This is a genomic window from Streptomyces sp. NPDC048417, from assembly GCF_040651615.1.
Taxonomy (GTDB): domain Bacteria; phylum Actinomycetota; class Actinomycetes; order Streptomycetales; family Streptomycetaceae; genus Streptomyces.
Genome location: NZ_JBEZKI010000033.1, coordinates 13996 through 34363, shown reverse-complemented (window position 1 = coordinate 34363; position 20368 = coordinate 13996). Strand labels below are relative to the sequence as shown.

The window sequence follows — 20368 nt, the reverse complement described above, 5'->3', positions numbered from 1 at the left end:
ATCGGGCGAGGAAGAGGACACGATGTCAGCGAAAAGGGAATCACGCCGGGTGTCTATTTTCGACACCACCCTCCGCGACGGTGAGCAGGCACCCGGAAACGCGATGACCCCACGTCAGAAACTCGATATAGCACTGCGCATAGAAGCACTCGGTGCCGATTACATCGAATCCGGGTTCCCCGCCTCCTCGCCCAGCGAGTTCCAGGCCACCCGGCTCATTTCCCGGAACCTGACCTCCGCGCGTTTCACCACGTTCTGCCGGGCCGTACGGTCCGACGTGGACACGGCCGTAAAGGCGGGCGGCACCGAGCGCCACCAGGTGCAGGTCATGGCCACGGGCAGCGACCTGCACCTCGCCCACAAACGGGGCATCAGCCGCGACCAGGCCGTCCACGAGGTCGCCGACACCGTCGCCCACGCCTACGCCCTCGGTGTCGAGGAGGTGTCCGTCGGCATCGAGGACGCCAGCCGTGGCGAACTGGACCTGCTGCGCGCCATCGCCCTGGGCGCCGTCGAGGCGGGGGCCGTGTGCTTCGCCGTCGCCGACACCTCCGGATGCCACCTCCCCCAGGAGTACGGGGCGCTGATCACCGAGTTCCGCTCCTGGCTCCCCGACGGCGTCCGCGTCGCCACCCACTGCCACGACGACTTCGGGCTCTCCCTCGCCAACGCCGTCGCGGGCCTGACGGCCGGCGCCGACGAGGTGCAGGTCACGCTCGGTGGCGTCGGCGAACGCGCGGGCAACACCCCGCTCGAGGAAGTGGCCGCGCTGCTGACCTACAAGGGAGCTCTGCTCGGTCTGCACACCGACATCGACGTGGCCGCCATGTACGAGGCGTACACGGCGCTGCGGGCGGCGATCGGACTGGAGGAGCCCCGCAACAAGGCGATATTCGGCACCTACGCCTTCGGTACGGCGGCCGGCATCCACCAGCAGGGCATGCTGCGCAACCCGGCGACGTACGAGTACGTGGAGCCCGCCCGCTTCGGCCGTGAGCGGTCCCTGCTGATCGGACGGCACTCGGGCCGGGCCGTGCTGCGGCACATCCTCGACGAACTCGGGCTCGCCGTGAGCGAGGAGGACCTGGCCGGGCTCTACCGGACGCACATCGCCGAGCGCACCGGCGGCGACTGCGAGGACATCTCCGTCGTCAAGGCCCGACTGGCCCGCGAACTGACGACACGGCAGCCGGCCGTCGCCTGAGCGACGCACGGACCGGGGCCCGCCGCACGCCGGCCCCGGTCCGCCTGTCCGTGGCGCAGGCTGTCCAGTGAGAAAGGAGACAGCGCGTGGAGATGACCGTGCGCGGCACCGAGAACGGCCGCGTCCTGCTGTACGAGCCGGAGGCCTCCGACGTCAGCGTCCTGCTCGCCGACGCCGATCCGGTGTCCCGGCACGTTCTGGCGGGGGCATTGGACGGAGCCGACCGGATCAGGGTGCTGGGCACCGCCGACAGCGGCCGGCCGCTGCATCGCTGGCCCCTGGACGGAGTGGACGTCGTCGTGCTCGCCGACGCCTTCCGGCCCCGGCCGGCCTCCCTCGTGCCGGACCTGGTGCACAAGGGGGTGCGCGTCGTGCTCCTCGACACGCGGTGGACGGCGCGCACCGTCGGGGACGCGCTGGCCGCGGGCTGCGCGGGGGTACTGGTCAAGGACGCCGCGATCGGACGGCTCGCGGCCGCCGTGCGGGCGGTGGCCGTCGGATACGTCGTGGTGTCGCCGGAGTTGGTGGGCCTGTGCCCGCCGGCGGGTCGCGCGACCACGACCGCTCCCGCGCGCCCGCGCGGCGACCGCTCGGTCGGCCTGCGTCTGCGCTCCCTGACCGAACGTGAGCGCCAGGTGCTCACGGTGCTCGCGGAGGGCATGTCCACACGCGAGGCGGCCCGGCGGCTGAAGGTCACGCCGGCGACCGTCAAGAGCCATGTGTCTCACGCGCTGACGAAACTGTCCGTGCGCAACCGCCTGGAGGCGGTCCTGCTGATGCGCCAAGCGCTCGACGAGGACCGCCCACCCTGGTCGTGAAGGCGCGACGTGGACCGGCGCGCCCGGGACGTCAGTCGCCCACGCGTCCGCGCGCCCCGTCCAGCCAGCGGTCCGCGTGCCGCTCGGCGGCGGCCTCGTCGCGGAAGGCGTACGTCTTCAACAGCCAGCGCTGCCGCGCCCGCGCCGCATCGTTGATCTCCATCTTGTCGCGGCTGTGCAGCCCGTCCTGGTTGGCGAAGACGAACAGGTCACCGGTCCGGATGCGGTGACGGGTCTTGTCCGCGCGCACCAGCGCGTCCTTGAGCGCCAGCAGCGCGTCCTTCGCGGACTCGGGAGCGCCCGGCGCGGCCGTCGTGCACGTGTCCAGGTAGCGGAAGCTGTGGTGGTTCTCCAGGATCGGGTGGACCTCGGAAACGGTCAGTTCCTTGTTGTTGTCCCGCGAGAACACGTCGAACGGCGTGACGAACTGGGCCGTCCTGAGCTGTCGCTGTTCCTCGTCCGTCAGATGCGCGAGCAGGTCACGACCGTCGACGAACCCGGTGTAGATGAACTCGCCTTCGGGGCAGTACATGCCGAGCAGCGAGATGAAGTCCGCCCGCACGGGATGGGCCGTGCGGTCGTTGTGGTAGACGAGTTCGCTGTCGCTGAATCCCGTCTGCATCCCGCTGTAGCGGTTGATGGCGACGACGTCGGTGAAGAAGTCCCCGTTGAAACGGGTGGCGTAGGACAGCAGCGGCGTCTTCACCAGCTGGGCGAAGAGCTCCAGGAACGCCTCGCCGATGAACGTCTTCTTCCGCGCGTGCTTGTCCGCGACCGGGTCGTCCAGGTCCAGCAGCGGGATGTCCTCGTCCAGCGGGCAGTTGCGCAGCACGTGCGCGTCGGAGGCGCCCGTCGTCCGGTCGTGGTGGATGCGGGCACAGACGTCGGCGAAGAAGGCGGGCACCTCGCCCCGTGCGATCAGGTCGCCGACGGCACGCGAGAAGCCCTCGTAGTCCTCGTACGGGTTCTTGGCCACGGAGCGCAGCACCGCGGTCAGTTGCTCGCGCTCGGGCCCGGACAGCTCGTAGATGGGTTCCATACCCCGAGCCTCGCCGCCGCGCCGCAGCCGCACATCGGCCTTCGGAGGAGGCTCCGTCCACCGCGTCCGCCGATGTCGTACCGCGCCTCCACCGAAGTGGAGGCCGGGCCCGCTCACCCGACCACGAGCCCCAGAGTCCGCTCCAGGCCGACGGCGCCCTCGTCCGTCAGGTGCACCACGCGCGGCGCTGCGCCCCAGCGCACCCAGCCGAGGTCGAACAGACGCGCCGTGAGGGCCGCGCCGAGCCCGCCCGCGAGGTGGTGCTGGTGCTCGCTCCAGTCGACGCAGTAGCGGACCGCAGGCCGGCGCGGTGGCAAACGGCTTGTGTCCACACCCAGTTCGGCGAGGATCGACGGGCCCTCGTCGGAGAGTTCGTAGACGATGTCGCGGCCGTACGACGACGGCCGGTCCCGTACGGCCTCGGCGGGCCGGTGGATGCCGTCGTGGCCGGTGAGCACCCCGAGGTCGAGCAGTGACTGCATCAGGGCGACGCCGAGCCGTCCGGCCAGATGGTCGTAGCAGGTGCGGGAGCGGTGCAGGGCGTTGGTGCGACTGCTCTGCTTGAGGGACGTGATGGCCAGCGGCGGGGCGATCAGGGCAAGGGCCTCCAGCGCGGCGCTCACGTCCGGCCCGAACAGTCGGTAGTAGCGGTGCCGGCCCCGCGCCTCGACGGTGACGAACTCTCCCTCGACCAGCTTGGCGAGGTGCGCGCTGGCCGTGGCGGCGGTGATCCCCGCCTCACCGGCCAACGCGCTCGCCGGCAGGGCGCGGCCGTCGGCCAGGCACTTCAGGATGCGGGCGCGCGAGGGATCGGCGATGAGGGCCGCGGCGCGGGCGATGTCGGTCTGGTGCTTGAGCGGCGCACCGGGGTGTTCATCGGATGCGGGGCCCGGGCGCCGTGACGCGCCCGCGCCGCGGGCGGACGTCCCCGTGGTACGGCTGGTGTTCGGCATGACACCACCGTACGACAACGACACTTCGTCGTGTGGCGAAGTATCCGGCGTCGAAGCTGGTGCCATGACCACCACCGACCTCACTCCCGAAGACGGGCGGGCCGTCGCACCGCGCGCCGCTGCCGTCTCCTCGCCCGCCCCGGCCGGCCGGCCCGCCCTCTTCCTGCCCCCGCTGATCGCCCTCAGCCTCGGCTACTTCCTGGTGATGCTGGACGTCACCGTCGTCAACGTCGCCGTCCCCGACATCCGCACCGCCCTCGACACCGCGCCCTCGGCCCTCCAGTGGATCGTCGACGGCTACAGCACCGTCTTCGCCGGGCTGCTGCTCCTGGGCGGCGGGCTCGCCGACCGGCTCGGCCACCGCCGCATGTTCCTCACCGGGCTCGGCGTCTTCACCGCGGCCTCCCTGGTCTGCGGCCTGGCCGGCGCCTCCGGCACCCTGATCGCCGGACGCCTCGCCCAGGGCGCCGGCGCCGCCCTGCTCGTGCCCGCCTCGCTCGCGCTGCTGCAGGCCACCTACCCCGATCGCGCGGTGCGGGCCCGGGCCATCGCCGTGTGGGGAGCCGTCGCGTCGATCGCGTTCGGCGCCGGGCCCGCGGTGGGCGGCCTTCTCGTCTCCGGGCTCGACTGGCGCTCCGTGTTCTGGCTGAACCTGCCGGTCGCCGCGCTCGCCGTCGCCCTGACCCTCCGCCACGTCCCGGCCACCGCCCGCAAGACGCCCGTCCGCCGCATGGACCCGGCCGGCCAGGTGCTCGGCATCGTCGGCCTCGTCGCCCTGGCCGGAGGCCTCAACGAGGCCGGCTCACACGGCTGGACCTCCCCGCTGGTCCTGGCGGCGTTCGGGACGGGCACGGCCTGCCTGACCGCCTTCGCGCTGGTCGAACGCACCCTGGAAGCACGCGAACGGGCCGGACGCGGCCGCCGTGCGCCACTGCTGCCGCCGTCTCTGTTCCGCTCGGGAGCCTTCACCGCGACCGCCGCGATCGGCCTGCTGATCAGCCTCGGCTACTACGGCATGCTCTTCCTGACCACGCTCTACTTCCAGCAGGAGCGCGGCTTCACGGTCCTGGCCACCGGCCTGGCCCTGCTGCCGTCGGTGTGCATGGGGCTCGTCGCGGCCCCGCTCTTCAGCCGCCTGGCCGCCCGCACCGGCCCCTACGTCCCGATGGCCGGCGGGCTCGCCCTGGGCGCCGTGGGCTTCCTCGGCTGGCTGACCGCCCGGCCCGACACTCCGTACCCGGTCCTGCTGTTCGCCCTGATCGCCACCGGGCTGGGTCAGACCATGACCGCCCTCGCCGCCACCGCCGCCATCATCGAGACCGCTCCCGTCTCCGGCGCGGGCGTCGCCTCCGCCGTCTTCAACGTCGCCCGTCAGGTCGGCAGCGCCGTCGGGGTGGCCCTGTTCGGCACGCTCGCCGCCGCGGCGGGGGACTTCACCTCGGGGCTGCGTCTGTCGGCGGGCATCGCGGCGGCGGCGTTCGCCGTCGGCGCCGTGCTGGCCGTGGGCGTCCGGCGTCGTGCTTCCGGACGCACCACGTGACCCGCGGCCTGCGCGCAGGCCGTCAGCCCCGGCCGGCCAGCGCCCGCGCCATGCCGTCCAGCGCCGCCTGCAGCACCTTCGGCGACGTCGCGAACGACAACCGGACGAAGCCCTCACCGCCCGGCCCGAACGCCGAGCCCGGCATCACCGCCACTCCCGCCTCCCGCAGCAGCCACCGCGCGAACGACGCCGAGTCCGCGAACCCCGTGCCGCGTATGTCGGCGAAGGCGTAGAACGCGCCATCGGGCGGCGAACAGGACACCCCCGGCAGCGAGTTCAGCCCCTGCACGATGAGATCCCGGCGGGCCGCGTACTGCGCGGTCATCCACTCGACCGGCTCCTGCGAGCCGGTCAGCGCGGCGATTCCGCCCCGCTGCACGAACGACGCCGTGCAGCCCACCGTGTGCTGCTGCACCTTCAGCAGTTGCGCCATCAGATCGGTGGGCCCGGCCGCGTAGCCCAGGCGCCAGCCGGTCATCGCGTAGCCCTTGGAGAAGCCGTTCACCGTGATGGTGCGTTCGGCGCAACCCGGCTGCGCGGCCAGGCTGAGATGGGCGCGGCCGTCGTAGAGGATCTTCTCGTAGATCTCGTCCGAGATCAGCAGGACGTCGTGCTCCTGCGCGAACCGGGCGATCACGGCCGCCTCCTCGGCGGTCAGCGACCGGCCGGTGGGATTGTTAGGCGAGTTGACCAGCAGCGCCTTCGTCCGCGGGGAGACGTGCCGCTCCAGCAGTTCCGCCGTGATGCGGAAGCTGTCCGCGCCGTCGAGGGCGACCTGCACGGGCCGCGCGCCGATCAGCCGCGCCATCTCCGTGTAGCTGACCCAGCTCGGCGTCGGCACGAGCAGCTCGTCGCCGGGATCGAGCACCGTCACCAGCGCGGCGAACAGGGCGTGCTTCGCCGACGGCGTGACGACGATGTCGGTGGCCGCGTCCGCCGCGATCCCGTTGTCCCCGGCCAGCTTCGCCGAGACTGCTCGAAGCAGCGCGGGCAGCCCGCGGCTCGGCGTGTAGTGCGTGAAACCGTCGCGCAGCGCGTCGACCGCCTCGTCCACGACATGGCCGGCGGTGTCGAAGTCCGGCTCACCGCCGCCCAGGTCCACCACCTCCAAGCCCTGCGCGCGCATCCGCGCCACCATGTCGAAGACCGCGTACGTCGCCGACTCCTCGACGGCGTGGAAACGGGCCGCGGCTCGGGCCCTCATGACCGGGCGCCCTGTCGCTCGGCGGCGGAGACCGGCCGGGCGGCGGGCAGCGCCTCGGCGACCGTGGTGACCGTCGAGATCCGGGACAGGATCTTCAGCGCGGCTTCGTGGATATCGGCGTCGCCCGCCAAAGTCGCGTCCTCGAGGACCCGCACGCGGTAGTCCCGGTCATGGGCGGCCTGCGCGGTGGTGAGCACCACCAGCTCCGTGGAGACGCCGGTGAGCAGCAGTGTGTCGATGCCCGCCGTGCGCAACAGCACCTCCAGGTTCGTGCCGTGGAACGGGCTGATGCGGTGTTTGACGACCACCGGTTCCCCGGGCCGCGGCGCGAGTGTGTCGTGCACCCGCGTCGCCCAGGAACCCAGGACCAGACGGCCGTCGTCCTTCGCCTTCTCGAAGACCGGGGACCCGGCCGGCCACTCCGGGTACCCGGGGGAGAAGCCGACGACGACGTAGATCACCGGTATGTCCGCGGCGCGGGCCCGCCGGATCGCGTCGGCGGCCCTGGCCAGGACACCCCGCTCACGCGCTTGCGCGCCGTAACCGTCTGCCGCGTACTTGCCGTTCGGATGGACGATCTCGTTGATGAGGTCCAGTACGAGCAGCGCGGGGCGCTCGCCCGGGCCCCGCTGCGGTGTCCCAGCCCAGTCCATTTTCTTCTCTTTCCTTCCGCTCGTGAATTGCATGAGAAACACTCATGCAATGAATCAATGAATCAGTGTTGAACCCGGGTGTCGAAACTCCTACCTTCGAAATGCAAGAGGACGGAAATCCGATTCCCGGAAGGGGTACACATGAAGGTGGCAATCGTCGGCAGTGGTCCGCGTGGAGTCTCCGTCCTCGAACGCATGGCGGCGCGCCTCGCCGACGGTCCGGTCCACGAGGCCGTGGAGATCTATCTCATCGACTCCCACCGGGTCGGCACCGGCCGCATCTGGCGCACCGACCAGCCACGATGGTTCCTGATGAACACCGTCGCCGACGAGGTCTCCGCGTTCTCCGGTCCTCCCGACGGCGGCCCCGCCAGACCCGGTGCCGGCCCTTCGCTCGCCCAGTGGTGGAGTTCCGTCGACCCGGAATACCCAGGGCCCAACAGTTATGCACCGCGCGCCCTCCACGGACGCTATATGCAGTTTCTTCTCGACGCGATCGGAAAGAATCTCCCCGAAAGCGTGCGGCTGATTCCCGTGCACGCGACGGTGGACGCGCTCCAGCGCACCGGCGACGGATACCGGCTCACCCTGCGGGGCGGCACCCACCTCACCGCCGACCGCGTCGTGCTGACCACCGGACACACCCGCCCCGAACTCACCGGCAACCAGCGCCGCCTCGCCGCCCACGCCGCCCGCCATCCCGGCCTGCGCCACATCGCGGGGGACAGCGCCGCCGACATGCCCCTGGACGAGATACCCGCCGGGTCGGCCGTCGGCGTCCTCGGACTCGGCCTGTCCTTCTACGACGTGATGGCCGCGCTCACCGAGGGCCGCGGCGGACACTACGACGAGGACGCCGGCCGGCTCGTCTACCGGCCCAGCGGCAGCGAACCCGTCATCGTGGCCGGCTCCCGCAGCGGGATGCCACTGCCCGCCCGCGGACGCAACCAGAAACACCACGACCACCGTCACCACCACGTGCTGTTCACCACCGAACGCATCCTGGCCCGCGGCCGCCACGGTGCGCTCTCCTTCGCCGAACACGCCCTGCCGTGGCTGCTCGCCGAGGCCGAACTCGTCTACTACGCCACGACCCTGACCGCCCGCGGGGAGCCGGGGAAGGCCGCCGCGTTCGAGGCGGAGGTCGTCGCCGCCGCCGAGAGCGGCGTACCCGACGTCCCTGCCGTCGCCGCCGGATACGGCCTCGCCGACGTCCCCCGTATCGACCTGGACGCCCAGGCCCGCCCCTTCGCCGGCCGGCACTTCGCCGGACCCGAGGAGTTCACCCGGGCCCTGACCGACGCGGTGGCCCAGGACCTGGTGCACGCCGACGCCGGCAACGTCGACGACCCGCTCAAGGCCGCCCTCGACGTCATCCGCGACTCCCGTGCCGTGATCCGCTCGCTCGTCGACTTCGCGGGCCTGACTCCCGTCTCGCACCGAGAGGAGTTCCTCGGCTGGTACGTCCCGCGCAGCTCCTTCCTCGCCGCGGGGCCACCGCGCAGGCGGCTGCGGCAGGTCGACGCCCTGCTGCGCTGCGGCGTCCTGCGCGTGGCCGGCCCCGACACCCGCATCCGCCCGCACCCCTCGGGACGCTTCGCGGTCCACTCGCCCTACGTGGGCGGCTCCGAGGTCCTTGTGGACACCGTCGTCGACGCCCGCGTCCCCACGCCCGACATACGTCTCGACCCCCACCCCCTCACGCGCAGCCTGCGCGACAAGGGCATCTGGACGTCGTACGTCAACCACGGCACGGACGGAGACCGCTTCGACACCGGCGGCGTCGCCGTGACCGGCGCCCCCTTCCACCCCGTGGACCACACCGGCCGGCCCGACCGCGGCCTGTACGTCCTCGGCATCCCCAGCGAGCACACCCGCTGGTTCATGCAGGGCGGCAGCAGCAGACCCGGCTTCTGGACGGACTTCGTCCAGAACGCGGACGCCATCGCCGCGGACGTCACCGCGCCGGCCATGGCTCCCACGCCCCCGCTCCCGGCCCGAACCGGCTGACCCGCACGACGAACCAGCCCCTGTCCCACGCCCCGCCCCCGGAAAGCGAGCACACCGATGTCCGTCGTCACCCGCCCCGCCGCCCCCACCGCCTCGCCCCAGAAACGCCAAGTGACCGTCCTGCGCGACATCTTCGACCCCGTCGGGCTGGACGCCCTGCCCTGGGAGCGCTGGGAGGAACCCGGTCGCGTCGGCGTCGACCTGCACCGCCTCTACCTGACCGACGGCGCCGACCCGGGCGCCGCGATGATCACCCGCATGGCCCCCGGCGCCCACGGCGACCTGCACGAACACCTCGGCTACGAGCTCATTCTCGTCCTGGAGGGGGAGCTCCTCAACGACAACGGCGACCGCTACCGCCCCGGCGACCTCGTCATCGAGCAGCCCGGCAGCGTCCACCAGGTCAGCACGGAGACCGGCTGCACCGTGCTCGGCGTCCGGCACGCGCCGACCCGCCTCGTGACCTGACCCCCGGCCCGTCGGCCCAGAAGACCGCCTCCTACGGGCACCCCGGCTACACAGCAACGGGAAGCCTCCTCCAGTCACTGCGCAGCGCCAGGGACCGGGCCGCGTGCACGAAGGCCCCCACCACCGGGGACCCCTCGACGCCCGGACGCGTACCGATGCCCAGATGCCGCACGACCGCCGGGGACAGCGGCACCAGCCGCACCTCCGGCAGTGCCGGCGGCAGGGCCAGCCAGGGAATGACCGTCATGCCGAGCCCGGCGGCGACCATCGCGAGCAGCGCGTTGATGTCCCGCACCTGATGGCTGACCTCGGGCTCGAGGCCAGCCGTACGGAACGCGGCACGCACCATCGTCTCGACCCCGCCGACCGGCATCAGAAACGGCTCTCCGGCCAGCTCACCGATGCGCAACTCCCGCTGGGCGGCCAGTGGATGGTGCTCCGGAAGCACCGCGAACATCTCGTCCTGCAACAGCGGCGCCGTGACCAGACCCCGCTTGGGCAGCGACACGATGCCCAGATCGACGCCACGTCCGCGCAGCCACTGGGCGATCTGCGCGTCGCCGCCCTCCCGCAGCTCGATCCGCAGCCGCGGATAGCGCATATGCAGCTCGGACAGCAACGCCGGAAGCAGCCGTGCCGCGAAGCTCTGACTGGTGCCTATCCGCAAGGTGCCCTCGGGTTCGGCGTCCGTTCCGCGCACCGCCCGCCGCACCCGGTCCACCTGCGCCACCACCCCCCGCGCGGGCTCCAGGGCACGGCGCCCGGCATCGGTGAGCTCCACACCGGAGCGGTCCCGCACCATCAGGGTCACCCCCAGCTCGGTCTCCAGACCGGCGATGGCGTGACTGACGGCGGACTGACTGACGCCCAGCGCACGGGCGGCGTTGGTGAAGGTGCCGGTGTCGGCGATCGCGACGAACGCGGCGCACTGGTTGAGCTTCACGACGCCACCGTCACAGGAGCGCGCGTCGCCGGCAGCGCGGGGCGGCGCCCGGCCTCGTAGCGGGCGATCTCCGCCTCGTACCGCAGGGTGTCGGCGATGCCGTCGAGGCCGCCCAGCAGCCTGGACCGGACGTCCGGGTCGATGTCGAAGGCCTGGACGAGACCGGCGCACCGCACTTCCCGGCGCTCCAGGTCGACCGTGACCGCGACCTGCGGATCACCCTCCGTCAGCTCCCACAGCCGCTCCACCACCTCGGCCGGGACGACGACCGCGAGCAGGCCGTTCATCAGCGCGTTGCCGCGGAAGATGTCACCGAAGCGAGGGGCGAGGACGGCCCGGAATCCGAAGTCCTGCAAAGCCCATACCGCGTACTCGCGCGACGAACCCGTGCCGAAGTCCTGACCGGCCACCAGGACACTGGCGCCCGCCCGCTCGGGCCGGTCCAGGACGAAGCCGGGCTCGGCCCGCCAGTCGGCGAACAGCGCGTCCGCGTGCCCGGTGCGGCGGGTGCTCGCACAGAACCGCACGGGAATGATCTGGTCGGTGTCGACGTCGGTGCGGCGCAACGGGACGGCCGTACCGGTGTGCACGGTGAACTTCTCCATGACGGGCCTTTCGTCTCACAGATCGGCGGGCGAGGACAGGCATCCGGTGACCGCGGTGGCCGCGGCCACCGCCGGCGACACGATGTGGGTGCGCGATCCGCGGCCCTGCCGGCCCTCGAAGTTGCGGTTGTTGGTCGAGGCGGCGCGCTGCCCCGGCAGCAGCCGGTCCTCGTTGAGAGCCGCGCACATCGAACAGCCCGCGCCCGCCCGGAAGTCGGCGCCCGCCTCCGCGAACACCCGGTCCAGGCCTTCTTCGACGGCCTGTCGCCGCACCCGCGCCGACCCGGGCACGATCATCATGTGCAGGCCGTCCGCGACCTTGCGGCCTCGCAGCACGTCCGCGGCGGCCCGCAGATCCTCGATGCGGCTGTTGGTGCACGACCCGAGGAAGACGGTGTCCACCGCGACGTCCCGCAGCGCCGTCCCCGGCGTCAGATCCATGTAGGCCAGCGCGCGTTCCGCCGCGTCGCGCTGCGCGCCCGGGGCGAAGTCGGCGGGCGCGGGCACCCGTCCGTCCAGCGGAACGCTCTGCGCGGGATTGGTGCCCCACGACACATGCGGACTCAGGGTGCGCGCGTCCAGGGTGACGGCCTTGTCGAAGACGGCGTCGTCGTCACCGGCCAGGCTGCGCCAGTGGGCGACCTCGCGCTCCCAGTCGGCGCCGCGCGGCATCCCCGGGCAGCGGGCAAGGTAGGCGAAGGTCGTCTCGTCCGGGGCGACCATCCCGGCACGCGACCCGGCCTCCACCGACATGTTGCACAGCGTCATCCGCGCTTCCATCGACAGCGCCCGCACACCCTCACCGCGGTATTCGATGACGTGCCCCTGCCCGCCGGCCGTGCCCACCTGGGCGATCAGCGCGAGCACCAGGTCCTTGGCGCTCACCCCCGCCGGAAGGACGCTGTCCACGGTCACGGACATCTGCTTCGGCGGCCGCATCGGCAGCGTCTGGGTGGCCAGCACGTGCTCGACCTGACTGGACCCGATGCCGAACGCCAGAGCACCGAAGGCGCCGAGAGTGGTGGTGTGCGAGTCGCAGCACACGATCGTCATCCCCGGCCGCACCAGACCCAGCTCGGGCGCGATGACATGCACGATGCCCTGGTCCCGGTCCCCGAAGCGGTGCAGCGGAATCCCGAACTCGGCACAGTTGGAGCGCATCAGCTCCGCCTGCCGGCGGCCCTCACGGTCCTTGATGACCCGGTCCAGAGCCAGCGTCGGCGTGTTGTGGTCCTCGGTGCCCACCGTCAGGTCCGGCCGGCGCACGGTACGGCCCGCCGCACGCAGCCGGTCGAACGCCTGGGGCGTGTTCACCTCGTGCAGCAGCTGCAGATCGATGTACATCAGATCGTCGCCGCCACTGGAGCGCCGCACGACATGGGCGTCCCACGTCTTCTGCGCCAAGGTCCTGCCCATGGTCTCCCTCACGTCGTTGCGGGTTGCTGCCGACACGTCGATCATCGGGCGCGTGGACCCCGCAGGCACCGGCCTGCGGCTGGCCACGAGGGGCCTGACCGGTCCAGGCCATTCGGTGCCCTCGCGAGGACCGTGGCCCGCCCCGGCCGCCGACCACGGGGGCGCACGAGCCCCGCCGGCCGATGGCGGACCCGGGCACGCGAAAACCCCGTGCCGCGCCGAGGGTCGCTCGGCGTGACACGGGGTTCTCAGGGGAGCCCGGCGCGCCACCGGATCGGTGCGATGGCGTGGGGCGGCCGGTCAGTAGTGCACCCGGCGGTTGTCCTCGGTGACCCGGTAGCGCACGTTCCACAGGCTGCGGCGCACGTAGGTCCGCTGCAGCCAGCGGTCCGCGCCGTCGTAGCGGGCGGTGAACGTGGACCGCGCGTGCACCCCCTTGCGGTTGTTGATCAGCAGCGCCTGCCCGGGACGCAACCGGACACTGTGCGCGACCTCGCCGCACACCGTCTGCAGGGTGTCCATCGCCGCGCGGGCGCCGCTGGTCAGCGGGTGCACCCCGTTGGCGGAGATCGCGATCTCGGGATAGTCGGTGTGACCGCTGATCAGCGGCACCGGTTCCGACAGCACATCCAGGCCGCCGGCGACGTCACGGACGTAGCTGCCCGGGGCGTTGAGCCGGAACAGCGGACTGCGCAGCGTCTCCAGGACCTCGGGGGCGAGCGCCGCCGACACGTCGCGGGCATCGGCGTAGTAGGTGCCGGCGATGCCCTCGTGGTCGGCACGCAGGCAGGACAGCACCAGGAAGTCGGGGTTGGCGACGTCGTAGCGGCCGATCACGTCGTACATGATGTCGCTGTGGAAATTGAGGAAGACCTCCGAACCCTGGTTCGTCTGGGTCCGTGAACCCCCCGCGACGGGGATGACGTCGTGGATCAGCTGCCCCGCCTTCTCCGTCAGCACCCCCATCGGCTCCCCGAGCAGACCGCTCAGCCCGAGCAGCACCCCCTCGGCGACGAACGACCGCTTCTCGGTGCTGGGCCCGCCGTCGGACGGTGTGTCCGGCATCACCGGATCCACCGGGAGGTTGCTGACGAGGCTGACACCTGGCGTGTCGATGTGCCGGCCGAAGTCCATGACCTGTTGCAGCAGGTCGGTCGGCAGCGTCGCGAAGATCTGCAGCAGCCGGGCGGACGAGCGGTCGATGTCGATGTTCGGATCCGGCAGGCCGCGCAGCTGTTCGCCGAGCGCGTCCCGTACCGCGTCGGGCAGGGCGATCTCACTGAAGGTCGGCATGGCGACGCCGGCCGTGGCGGGCACTCCGTGGTCGGTGGTGGCGGTCATGTGGTTCACACTCCTTGCAGCTCGAGCAGTGGCGCGTTCGGATCGGTGCCCGCGCCGGGACGGTTCACGTGATCGTGCAGACGCTGCGTCAGATGCAGCGCGTCCTCCTCGTCGGCCGCCAGCTGGGTCACCACCTGGCTGCCGCGCACCGCGGTCACCGGCACCCCCGCGTACTCGCCGGGCGCCAGACCGTTGCGCCGCTGGAACTCGGGAAGGTCCACGAACCCTCCGGTGACCGCGACCAGCGGCCCCGCGGTCAGACGTACGACATCGATGTTGGCGCCGTGGAAGGCCGTGTACGCGCGGTCGGCGAGCTCCTCCGTCTCGTACCGCAGAGCCGCCGAACGCTGGTTGAGCACCACCGCGGCCACCGAGGAACCGGCACTGCCGATGACCGAACCCGCGGGAAACGGCGGCCTGTTGTAACGACAGACGATCTCGATCCGGTTGCGCTGCGCCAACCGCACGGCCCGACGGTGCAGCACCTTCGCGCCGTACAAGGACATCAGCGCCGCCGTGTTGTACGAGACCTCGCTCAGCAGCCGCGCGCCGGTGATCAGGTGCGGGTCGGAGCTGTAGATGCCGTCGACGTCCGAATGGATCTCGCAGCGCGGCGAACCGACAGCCGCCGCGACGGCCACCGCCGACAGATCCGAACTGTTCTTGCCCAGCCAGGTCGGCCGGCCCTCCTTGTCGGCGGCCTGGCCACCCGGCACCACCACCACGTCGTGCTCACGCACGGCCGAGCGCAGCGGCTCCGGATCGGTGTGCTCCAAGCGCGCCCACATGAACGACGAGTCGGTGGTGAGCCCCAGCTGGTGCCCCGCCAGCACCGTGGAGGTACGGCCCTCCCGGTGCAGGGCAGTCGCCAGCAACTGCGCGCCCACCGTGTCGGCCAGGGTCAGCAGACCCGCGACGGTCTCGTCCTCGGGATGCGGATTCACCTTGCTCAGCCGGTCCCGGAACTGCTCCGTCTCACCGGGCTGGCCGCTCACCACGACCACCAGGCGGGTGTTCTCCTCCTCGACCCGCCGGGACAGCGCCTCGGCAAGTTGCCCGTACGCGGCCAGGGTCCGGAAACTGGAACCCCCGAACTTCACCACCGCCGGCGGCCGCTGCGAGGAGTCCAGCGGCGGTCGCGTCACAGGGTCCCCCGGGCTATGAGCTCCTCGGCGATCTGGATCGCGTTCAGCGCCGCACCGATGGTGAGGTTGTCGGCGACCAGCCACAGCCAGAAGGCGCGCGGGTTGTTCGGGTTCACCCGGACCCGCCCGACGTGCACCCGGTACGGATCGTCGATCGTGGCGGGAGTGGGGAACTCATGCTGCGACTGACGGTCGTGCACCGTCACCTCGGGCAGCGCGGCGAGCAACTCGACCAGCTCGGCCCGGTCCACGACACCCTGCGTCTCGATCCACACGGCCTCCGAATGGCCGTTGACGACCGGTACCCGCACACACGTGGTGGTCACGTCCAGATGAGGGATGCCGAGGATCTTGCGGGACTCCTGGAGCATCTTCTGCTCCTCCAGCGTAAAGCCGGAGTCCAGGAAACGGTCGATCTTCGGAATGACGTTGAAGGCGAGCGACGGCGAGAACTCCTTGCTGGGATACACCTCCCCGGGATGCTCCAGCGTCGCGCGGCTGGCGTTCATCAGTTCCTCGACACCGGGATGCCCCAGCCCCGAAGCCGCCTGATAGGTGCTGACCACGGCCTGGCGTACGCCGTAACGCCGTTCGACGCCCCGCAGCAGCCGCACCAGCGGAATCGTCGAGCAGTTCGGATTGGCGATCACGCCCGACTTCGGACGGGTGTCCAGCTCATGGGCGTTGACCTGCGGTACCACCAGCGGGGTGTCCGGGTCCATGCGGAAGGCGATCGTGTTGTCGATGACGATGGCGCCGGCCGCGGTGGCCTTGGGCACCCACTGCTCACTGGCCTCGGTGCCGGCGGAGAAGAACGCCAGGTCGACACCGGCGAAGTCGAACTCCTCCACCGCGTGCACCGGATGGGCCACGCCGTCCACGCTCAACTCCGTGCCGGCCGAGCGCGCCGACGCCACCAACCGGATGTCGCGGTAGCGCAGACCCCGCTGCTCGATCAGCTCGATCAGGGTGTTGCCCACGGCGCCGGTGGCGCCGACGATCGCGATCCGCGGGGCAGCGGGGTCGGTCACGAGGGTCATCGAGTGCCTCCGGTCTTGATCTCGGTCTTGGACGCGGCCACCGCACCGGCGGCCGGTGCGGGCTCCTCGGTGGGCGCGACAGGCGCCCGGCGCCCGGCGAAGGACCAGCCGAGGTTGATGCCCAGGCTCGCCGCCACGATCAGCGGAATGCCCAGAGCCTGCAGCAGACTCACGCTGTGCCCGTACACCGCCCAGTCCATGAGCATCGCGACCGCCGGGTACACGAACGCCAGGACGGCGATCTTCGGGGTCGGCAGCTTCTGGTACGCGGAGTACATGAGGACGTACATCACGCAGGTGTGGATGACGCCGAGGCCCACCAGCCAGCCCCAGTCGCCGCCGAGCCCCTTCATCTCGCTCAGCTGGGTGAACGGCAGCAGCAGGAAGATGCCCAGCACCAGCTGCACCAGCGCGACCAGGTGCGGCCGTACCCCGGTGACCCGCTTGGTGATGACCGTCGAGATCCCGTAGAACACCGCCGCCAGCAGCGCGTACCCCAGCCCCGTCACATAGGCGCTGTCCCCGCCGCCCGTCAGGTCGGCCGCGGACACCCCCGCCACCAGGATCAGGCCGATGAACGCGACCCCCAGCCAGCCGAACTTGGCAGCCGTGAGCTTGTCGCGGAAGAGCACAGCGCCCAGCAGCATCACGTAGAACGGCTGCGTGTGGTAGACGACGGTCGCCACCGAGATCGACGTGTCCTTGTAGGACTTGAAGAGGAACGCCCAGTTGAAGACGATGAAAACACCGCCCAGTGCGGCCAGCCCGAGCTTCTTCGGGGTGAAGCCGTGGTTCTTGAAGAAGCCGCGCACCAGGCAATAGAGGCCGAGCGTGGCCGTGCCGAACAGGCAGCGGAAGAAGACCACGTTGAAGGGGGACGCGCCGGACTCGATGACGAAGACGCCGATGGTGCCGGAGAGCACCATGGCGAGGGTCAGCTCGATCGCTCCCTTCGTCTCCGTGCCCGCCGACCGGGTGTCAGTACTCATGGTGAGATGCCTTTCCAAGGGGAAGGGGGGGATGGGTCAGTGGAGGGGGACGGCATACTGCAGACCGCCTCGCGTGAACAGTTCGTTGAGCCCTCGCGGCACGGCCAGACCCGTGGCCGGCCCGAGGTTGCGGTCGTAGACGTCTGCGTAGGTGCCGACGGTGGCCAGGACGCGGGCCGCCCAGTCCTGGTCGAGGCCGACCGCCGGCCCATGGACGCCCGCCATCTCAGCGGCCTGCGCGAGCGCCTTGTCCCGCTCGCCCACCTCGAGGACCTGCTGCTCGGCGGAGACCAGCAGCTGAAGCACCCACCGGCACAGACGGAACCACGCCGGATCACCGTCGCGCACGGCAGCCGCCATCGGCTCGCGGGAGATCGCCTCGTCGAGGATCCGGTGCGCCGCCGGGTCGTCGAGCGCGGCCCGCTCTCCGGCCAGGGCGACCCGGTCCAGGACATACGCGGCACACTCACCGGCCGCGTACGCCGCGAGCGTCTCGGCCGGCGTCGCATGGGCGACCGGCTCGACGGCCAGGCCCCGACCGCCGAACCAGGCCGCCAGGTTGGCCGCGCTGGTCGTACCCGCCTGCACGGCCACCCGCCGCCCCGCCAGCTGCTCGGGCCGGGTCACGCCGCTGTCGGCGCGGACGAGGAATCCTTCACCGTCGTAGCAGGTGACCCCGGTGAACAGCACCGGCAGGGACGCCTCGCGGCCCAGGGTCCAGCTCACATTGGACACGGTCAGTTCCGCATCGCCCGCGACGAGCCGCGTCAACCGGTCCACGGGATCGGAGGAAACCCATTCGACCGCCTCACCGTCACCCACGGTGGCGGCCGCCACGGCCCGGGCGACGTCGGTGTCGAGCCCGCGCCAGCGGCCGTCGTCACCGCACAGCGACAACCCACGAATGCCGCGGCTCACCACGGCACGCAGCGCACCGCGCTCCCGTACCGCATCAAGAGTGGGAGTGATGGTCACAGGATGCTCCTCGGTTGAGAACGGACACTCCGGGCGAGACTGTCGAGGGCACGGATCCGCAGGCGGCGGACTTGGCGCAGTGCCAGGGAAGGCAGACCGGTCCGGGAAGCGTCACCGGTGGGCGGCATCACGACAGACTCCTTCGCCTCTCGGTCGCCGCGTACTGCAACCCCCGCAGATGACCCTGGGTCAACTGCTCACGGTCGAAACGCCGCTCGTTGAAGCCGAGCATCGTCAGCAGGCCCCTCGCGCTGACCGGCCGCGCCGAGGCGCCACGTTCCACACGTAGCGGCATCCGCCCCGGCTCCGCCCACTGCAGCATCCCCGCCGGATCGACGTAGGCCCGGGACTTGTTGGCGTTGTCCTGATGCAGGCAGTACGGCACATCCAGATGACCTCGGCCAAAGGCCCGCACCAACGCCTCGCCGACCGTCGGCGCCATCTCCAGCGTGCTGTCCACCAGCAGCCGCGCCTCCTCGTAGATCCCCGAGTCGGTCGCCACGACCTCCGGCGGACGCTCCGCCTCGTCCCGAGCGATGGACGCCGCGAACTCCAGCGCGTCGACGTTCTCGGTGATCGTCGGGATGCGGTGCGCCTCCGCCGGCGTCTTCACGATCAGCCGCTCGCTGCCGGTGCGCGCGGCAAGCCGCACACTCTCCTCGAGAATCCGGTACGAACCCACCGACGTACGGGGGAAGACCCCCATGAAGGTGTAGAGCACGACATGCCAGTCGGCCTGCGCCAGCCGTTCGCCGGCCAGCCGCCGCAGCGCGGCGATCGCCTCCATGTCCTGCCCCGGATGGGTCTGCTGCGCATAACTCAACGAGATGTCGCTCAGTCCGTGCTCCCGGAAGAACAACGCCTCCAGCACACTGAGAGCCACCAGCAGACTGGGCGGACACAACTGCCCCAGCATGCAACCGCCGAAGCTCTCCAGATGCATCGGATCGGGCTGCTCCGCGATCAGCTCGCAGCACTGTGCCCAGGCCTTGACCGCCTCACTGATCGGCGCCCGGCTGTAAGGCAGGCAGTACGACACCGGCCCGCCCTCGGTGGCATCCACGCCGGCCTCGACCATCGCCCGGAACAGCGGGTACGGCAATGCCGAACCATGGCGCACCTGCACCGGGAAGTCCGGCCCCGACACCGAACCCAGCAGCTGCCGGGTGGCATCAGGACCATGGGCTACCAACGGGAACCCGTTCAGCTCGGCTCCCGTACGCAGGGCCTGACGGGCGGAGTCATGGTCGTTGACACGCGTGTAGCTGTCCAGGGTGATCGTGCCGATCGCCGTGGCTTCGGCGCCTCTCACGCCCAGCAGCCCTTCACGCATGGTGGCCAGATCCGCGAACCCCATCCGAGGCTGCACCACCAGCCGGCCCCGGGCATGCGCCCCTCGGACGTGACGCGAGAATCGTCCGCTGGGAGCGATCTGGGGCGCGTACCGCTCGGAAGTCCTAGCGGGACTGCTCATGCGGCTGCCCTCGCCGACTCCAGCGCGGGGCGCTCGGCACTGTCGAGCGAGCCCAGGAACTCCTGGAAGGCCTCGATCCCGCCGTCCGCCTCGAACACCGCGTCGAACCCGCTGAGCGCCAGCTCCTCGGCGAACACGATGTTCTCCGCTCCCCGCACCCCGAGCTTCCCGCCGATCACCACATGCAGGTCCATCAGGTCCGGCTCACTGCGGATACGGCGGATGAGCCGGAGGCCGTCGAGGTGGCCATGTCCGTTGACCGTGCTGATGATGAGCGCGTCCGGCCGCGACCTTCGGCATTCTTCGATGATGAGGTCGTCGGGCACACAAGCGCCGAGATTGGTGACCTGGGCGCCCTGCTCCTCCAGCATCAGCTGCAGGAAAACCAGATTCCACATGTGGGCGTCGGACGACACGCTCGACACGACAAACCGCTTAGCCGGGAGCATGACCTGTGACATAAAACCTCTCCTTGCCGATTACTGGGACTGCAAAACATTCTTCATGCCGTCCGACCTGGAAGTCCACAAATCCCATTCGGCTTTACAGAT

At 71.0% G+C, this 20368-nt stretch carries 19 protein-coding genes; 5 read left to right on the top strand and 14 right to left on the bottom strand.

Annotated features, from left to right (window positions below; genetic code table 11):
- The first annotated feature begins 49 nt into the window (after positions 1-49).
- The gene (locus AB0D59_RS40115; RefSeq protein ID WP_362576109.1) at positions 50-1204 is read left to right on the top strand and encodes a pyruvate carboxyltransferase; all 1155 of its coding nucleotides are present in this window, start codon (positions 50-52) and stop codon (positions 1202-1204) included.
- A gap of 92 nt (positions 1205-1296) precedes the next feature.
- A complete protein-coding gene (locus AB0D59_RS40110; protein ID WP_362576263.1) occupies positions 1297-2022 on the top strand; it encodes a response regulator transcription factor in 726 nt (241 codons plus the stop codon).
- A 31-nt stretch (positions 2023-2053) separates the two neighbouring features.
- Here AB0D59_RS40110 and AB0D59_RS40105 read toward each other — a convergent pair whose 3' ends face one another.
- On the bottom strand, positions 2054-3061 hold the full coding sequence (locus AB0D59_RS40105; protein WP_362576107.1) for a TauD/TfdA family dioxygenase: 1008 nt from the start codon (positions 3059-3061) through the stop codon (positions 2054-2056).
- 113 nt (positions 3062-3174) lie between these two features.
- Positions 3175-4014: a winged helix-turn-helix domain-containing protein gene (locus AB0D59_RS40100; RefSeq protein ID WP_362576105.1), complete on the bottom strand. Its 840-nt coding sequence runs from the start codon at positions 4012-4014 to the stop codon at positions 3175-3177.
- Positions 4015-4078: 64 nt separating this feature from the next.
- Between AB0D59_RS40100 and AB0D59_RS40095 the strand changes: the two genes are divergently transcribed.
- The gene (locus AB0D59_RS40095; RefSeq protein WP_362576103.1) at positions 4079-5554 is read left to right on the top strand and encodes an MFS transporter; all 1476 of its coding nucleotides are present in this window, start codon (positions 4079-4081) and stop codon (positions 5552-5554) included.
- Between the two features lie 22 nt (positions 5555-5576).
- Here AB0D59_RS40095 and AB0D59_RS40090 read toward each other — a convergent pair whose 3' ends face one another.
- Both AB0D59_RS40090 and AB0D59_RS40085 read right to left on the bottom strand, forming a co-directional pair.
- Complete coding sequence (locus tag AB0D59_RS40090) at positions 5577-6758, bottom strand: pyridoxal phosphate-dependent aminotransferase (protein ID WP_362576101.1); 1182 nt, start codon at positions 6756-6758, stop codon at positions 5577-5579.
- Entirely contained in the window at positions 6755-7411 is a 657-nt protein-coding gene (locus AB0D59_RS40085) for an isochorismatase family cysteine hydrolase (protein ID WP_362576099.1), read from the bottom strand. Before AB0D59_RS40085 ends, AB0D59_RS40090 begins: the two co-directional genes overlap by 4 nt.
- Before the next feature lie 141 nt (positions 7412-7552).
- On the opposite strand from AB0D59_RS40085, the gene AB0D59_RS40080 reads away from it, so the two are divergent.
- Together AB0D59_RS40080 and AB0D59_RS40075 are read left to right on the top strand one after the other, a co-directional pair.
- Positions 7553-9421, top strand: coding sequence for an FAD/NAD(P)-binding protein (locus AB0D59_RS40080; protein WP_362576097.1), 1869 nt, complete (start codon positions 7553-7555; stop codon positions 9419-9421).
- Between the two features lie 57 nt (positions 9422-9478).
- Positions 9479-9889, top strand: a complete 411-nt coding sequence (locus AB0D59_RS40075) for a cupin domain-containing protein (RefSeq protein ID WP_362576096.1) — start codon at positions 9479-9481, stop codon at positions 9887-9889.
- Positions 9890-9935: 46 nt separating this feature from the next.
- On the opposite strand, the gene AB0D59_RS40070 is transcribed toward AB0D59_RS40075, so the two are convergent.
- From AB0D59_RS40070 to AB0D59_RS40025, 10 genes are all read right to left on the bottom strand, one after another.
- Positions 9936-10832, bottom strand: coding sequence for a LysR substrate-binding domain-containing protein (locus tag AB0D59_RS40070; RefSeq protein ID WP_362576094.1), 897 nt, complete (start codon positions 10830-10832; stop codon positions 9936-9938).
- On the bottom strand, positions 10829-11437 hold the full coding sequence (leuD, locus tag AB0D59_RS40065) for a 3-isopropylmalate dehydratase small subunit (RefSeq protein WP_362576092.1): 609 nt from the start codon (positions 11435-11437) through the stop codon (positions 10829-10831). The genes AB0D59_RS40070 and leuD overlap by 4 nt, the downstream gene beginning before the upstream one ends.
- Before the next feature lie 15 nt (positions 11438-11452).
- Positions 11453-12853, bottom strand: coding sequence for a 3-isopropylmalate dehydratase large subunit (gene leuC, locus AB0D59_RS40060; protein WP_362576090.1), 1401 nt, complete (start codon positions 12851-12853; stop codon positions 11453-11455).
- 300 nt (positions 12854-13153) lie between these two features.
- Entirely contained in the window at positions 13154-14194 is a 1041-nt protein-coding gene (locus AB0D59_RS40055) for a TauD/TfdA family dioxygenase (protein ID WP_362576088.1), read from the bottom strand.
- Between the two features lie 5 nt (positions 14195-14199).
- A complete protein-coding gene (locus AB0D59_RS40050) occupies positions 14200-15339 on the bottom strand; it encodes an aspartate kinase (RefSeq protein ID WP_362576086.1) in 1140 nt (379 codons plus the stop codon).
- Positions 15336-16379, bottom strand: coding sequence for an aspartate-semialdehyde dehydrogenase (locus tag AB0D59_RS40045; protein WP_362576084.1), 1044 nt, complete (start codon positions 16377-16379; stop codon positions 15336-15338). Before AB0D59_RS40045 ends, AB0D59_RS40050 begins: the two co-directional genes overlap by 4 nt.
- The gene (locus AB0D59_RS40040; RefSeq protein WP_362576082.1) at positions 16376-17368 is read right to left on the bottom strand and encodes a DMT family transporter; all 993 of its coding nucleotides are present in this window, start codon (positions 17366-17368) and stop codon (positions 16376-16378) included. The genes AB0D59_RS40045 and AB0D59_RS40040 overlap by 4 nt, the downstream gene beginning before the upstream one ends.
- A 36-nt stretch (positions 17369-17404) precedes the next feature.
- Positions 17405-18343: a transporter substrate-binding domain-containing protein gene (locus AB0D59_RS40035; RefSeq protein WP_362576080.1), complete on the bottom strand. Its 939-nt coding sequence runs from the start codon at positions 18341-18343 to the stop codon at positions 17405-17407.
- Positions 18344-18470: 127 nt separating this feature from the next.
- Positions 18471-19817: a methylaspartate mutase gene (locus tag AB0D59_RS40030; RefSeq protein WP_362576078.1), complete on the bottom strand. Its 1347-nt coding sequence runs from the start codon at positions 19815-19817 to the stop codon at positions 18471-18473.
- A complete protein-coding gene (locus tag AB0D59_RS40025; RefSeq protein WP_360491652.1) occupies positions 19814-20278 on the bottom strand; it encodes a cobalamin-dependent protein in 465 nt (154 codons plus the stop codon). The genes AB0D59_RS40030 and AB0D59_RS40025 overlap by 4 nt, the downstream gene beginning before the upstream one ends.
- Between the last annotated feature and the right edge of the window lie 90 nt (positions 20279-20368).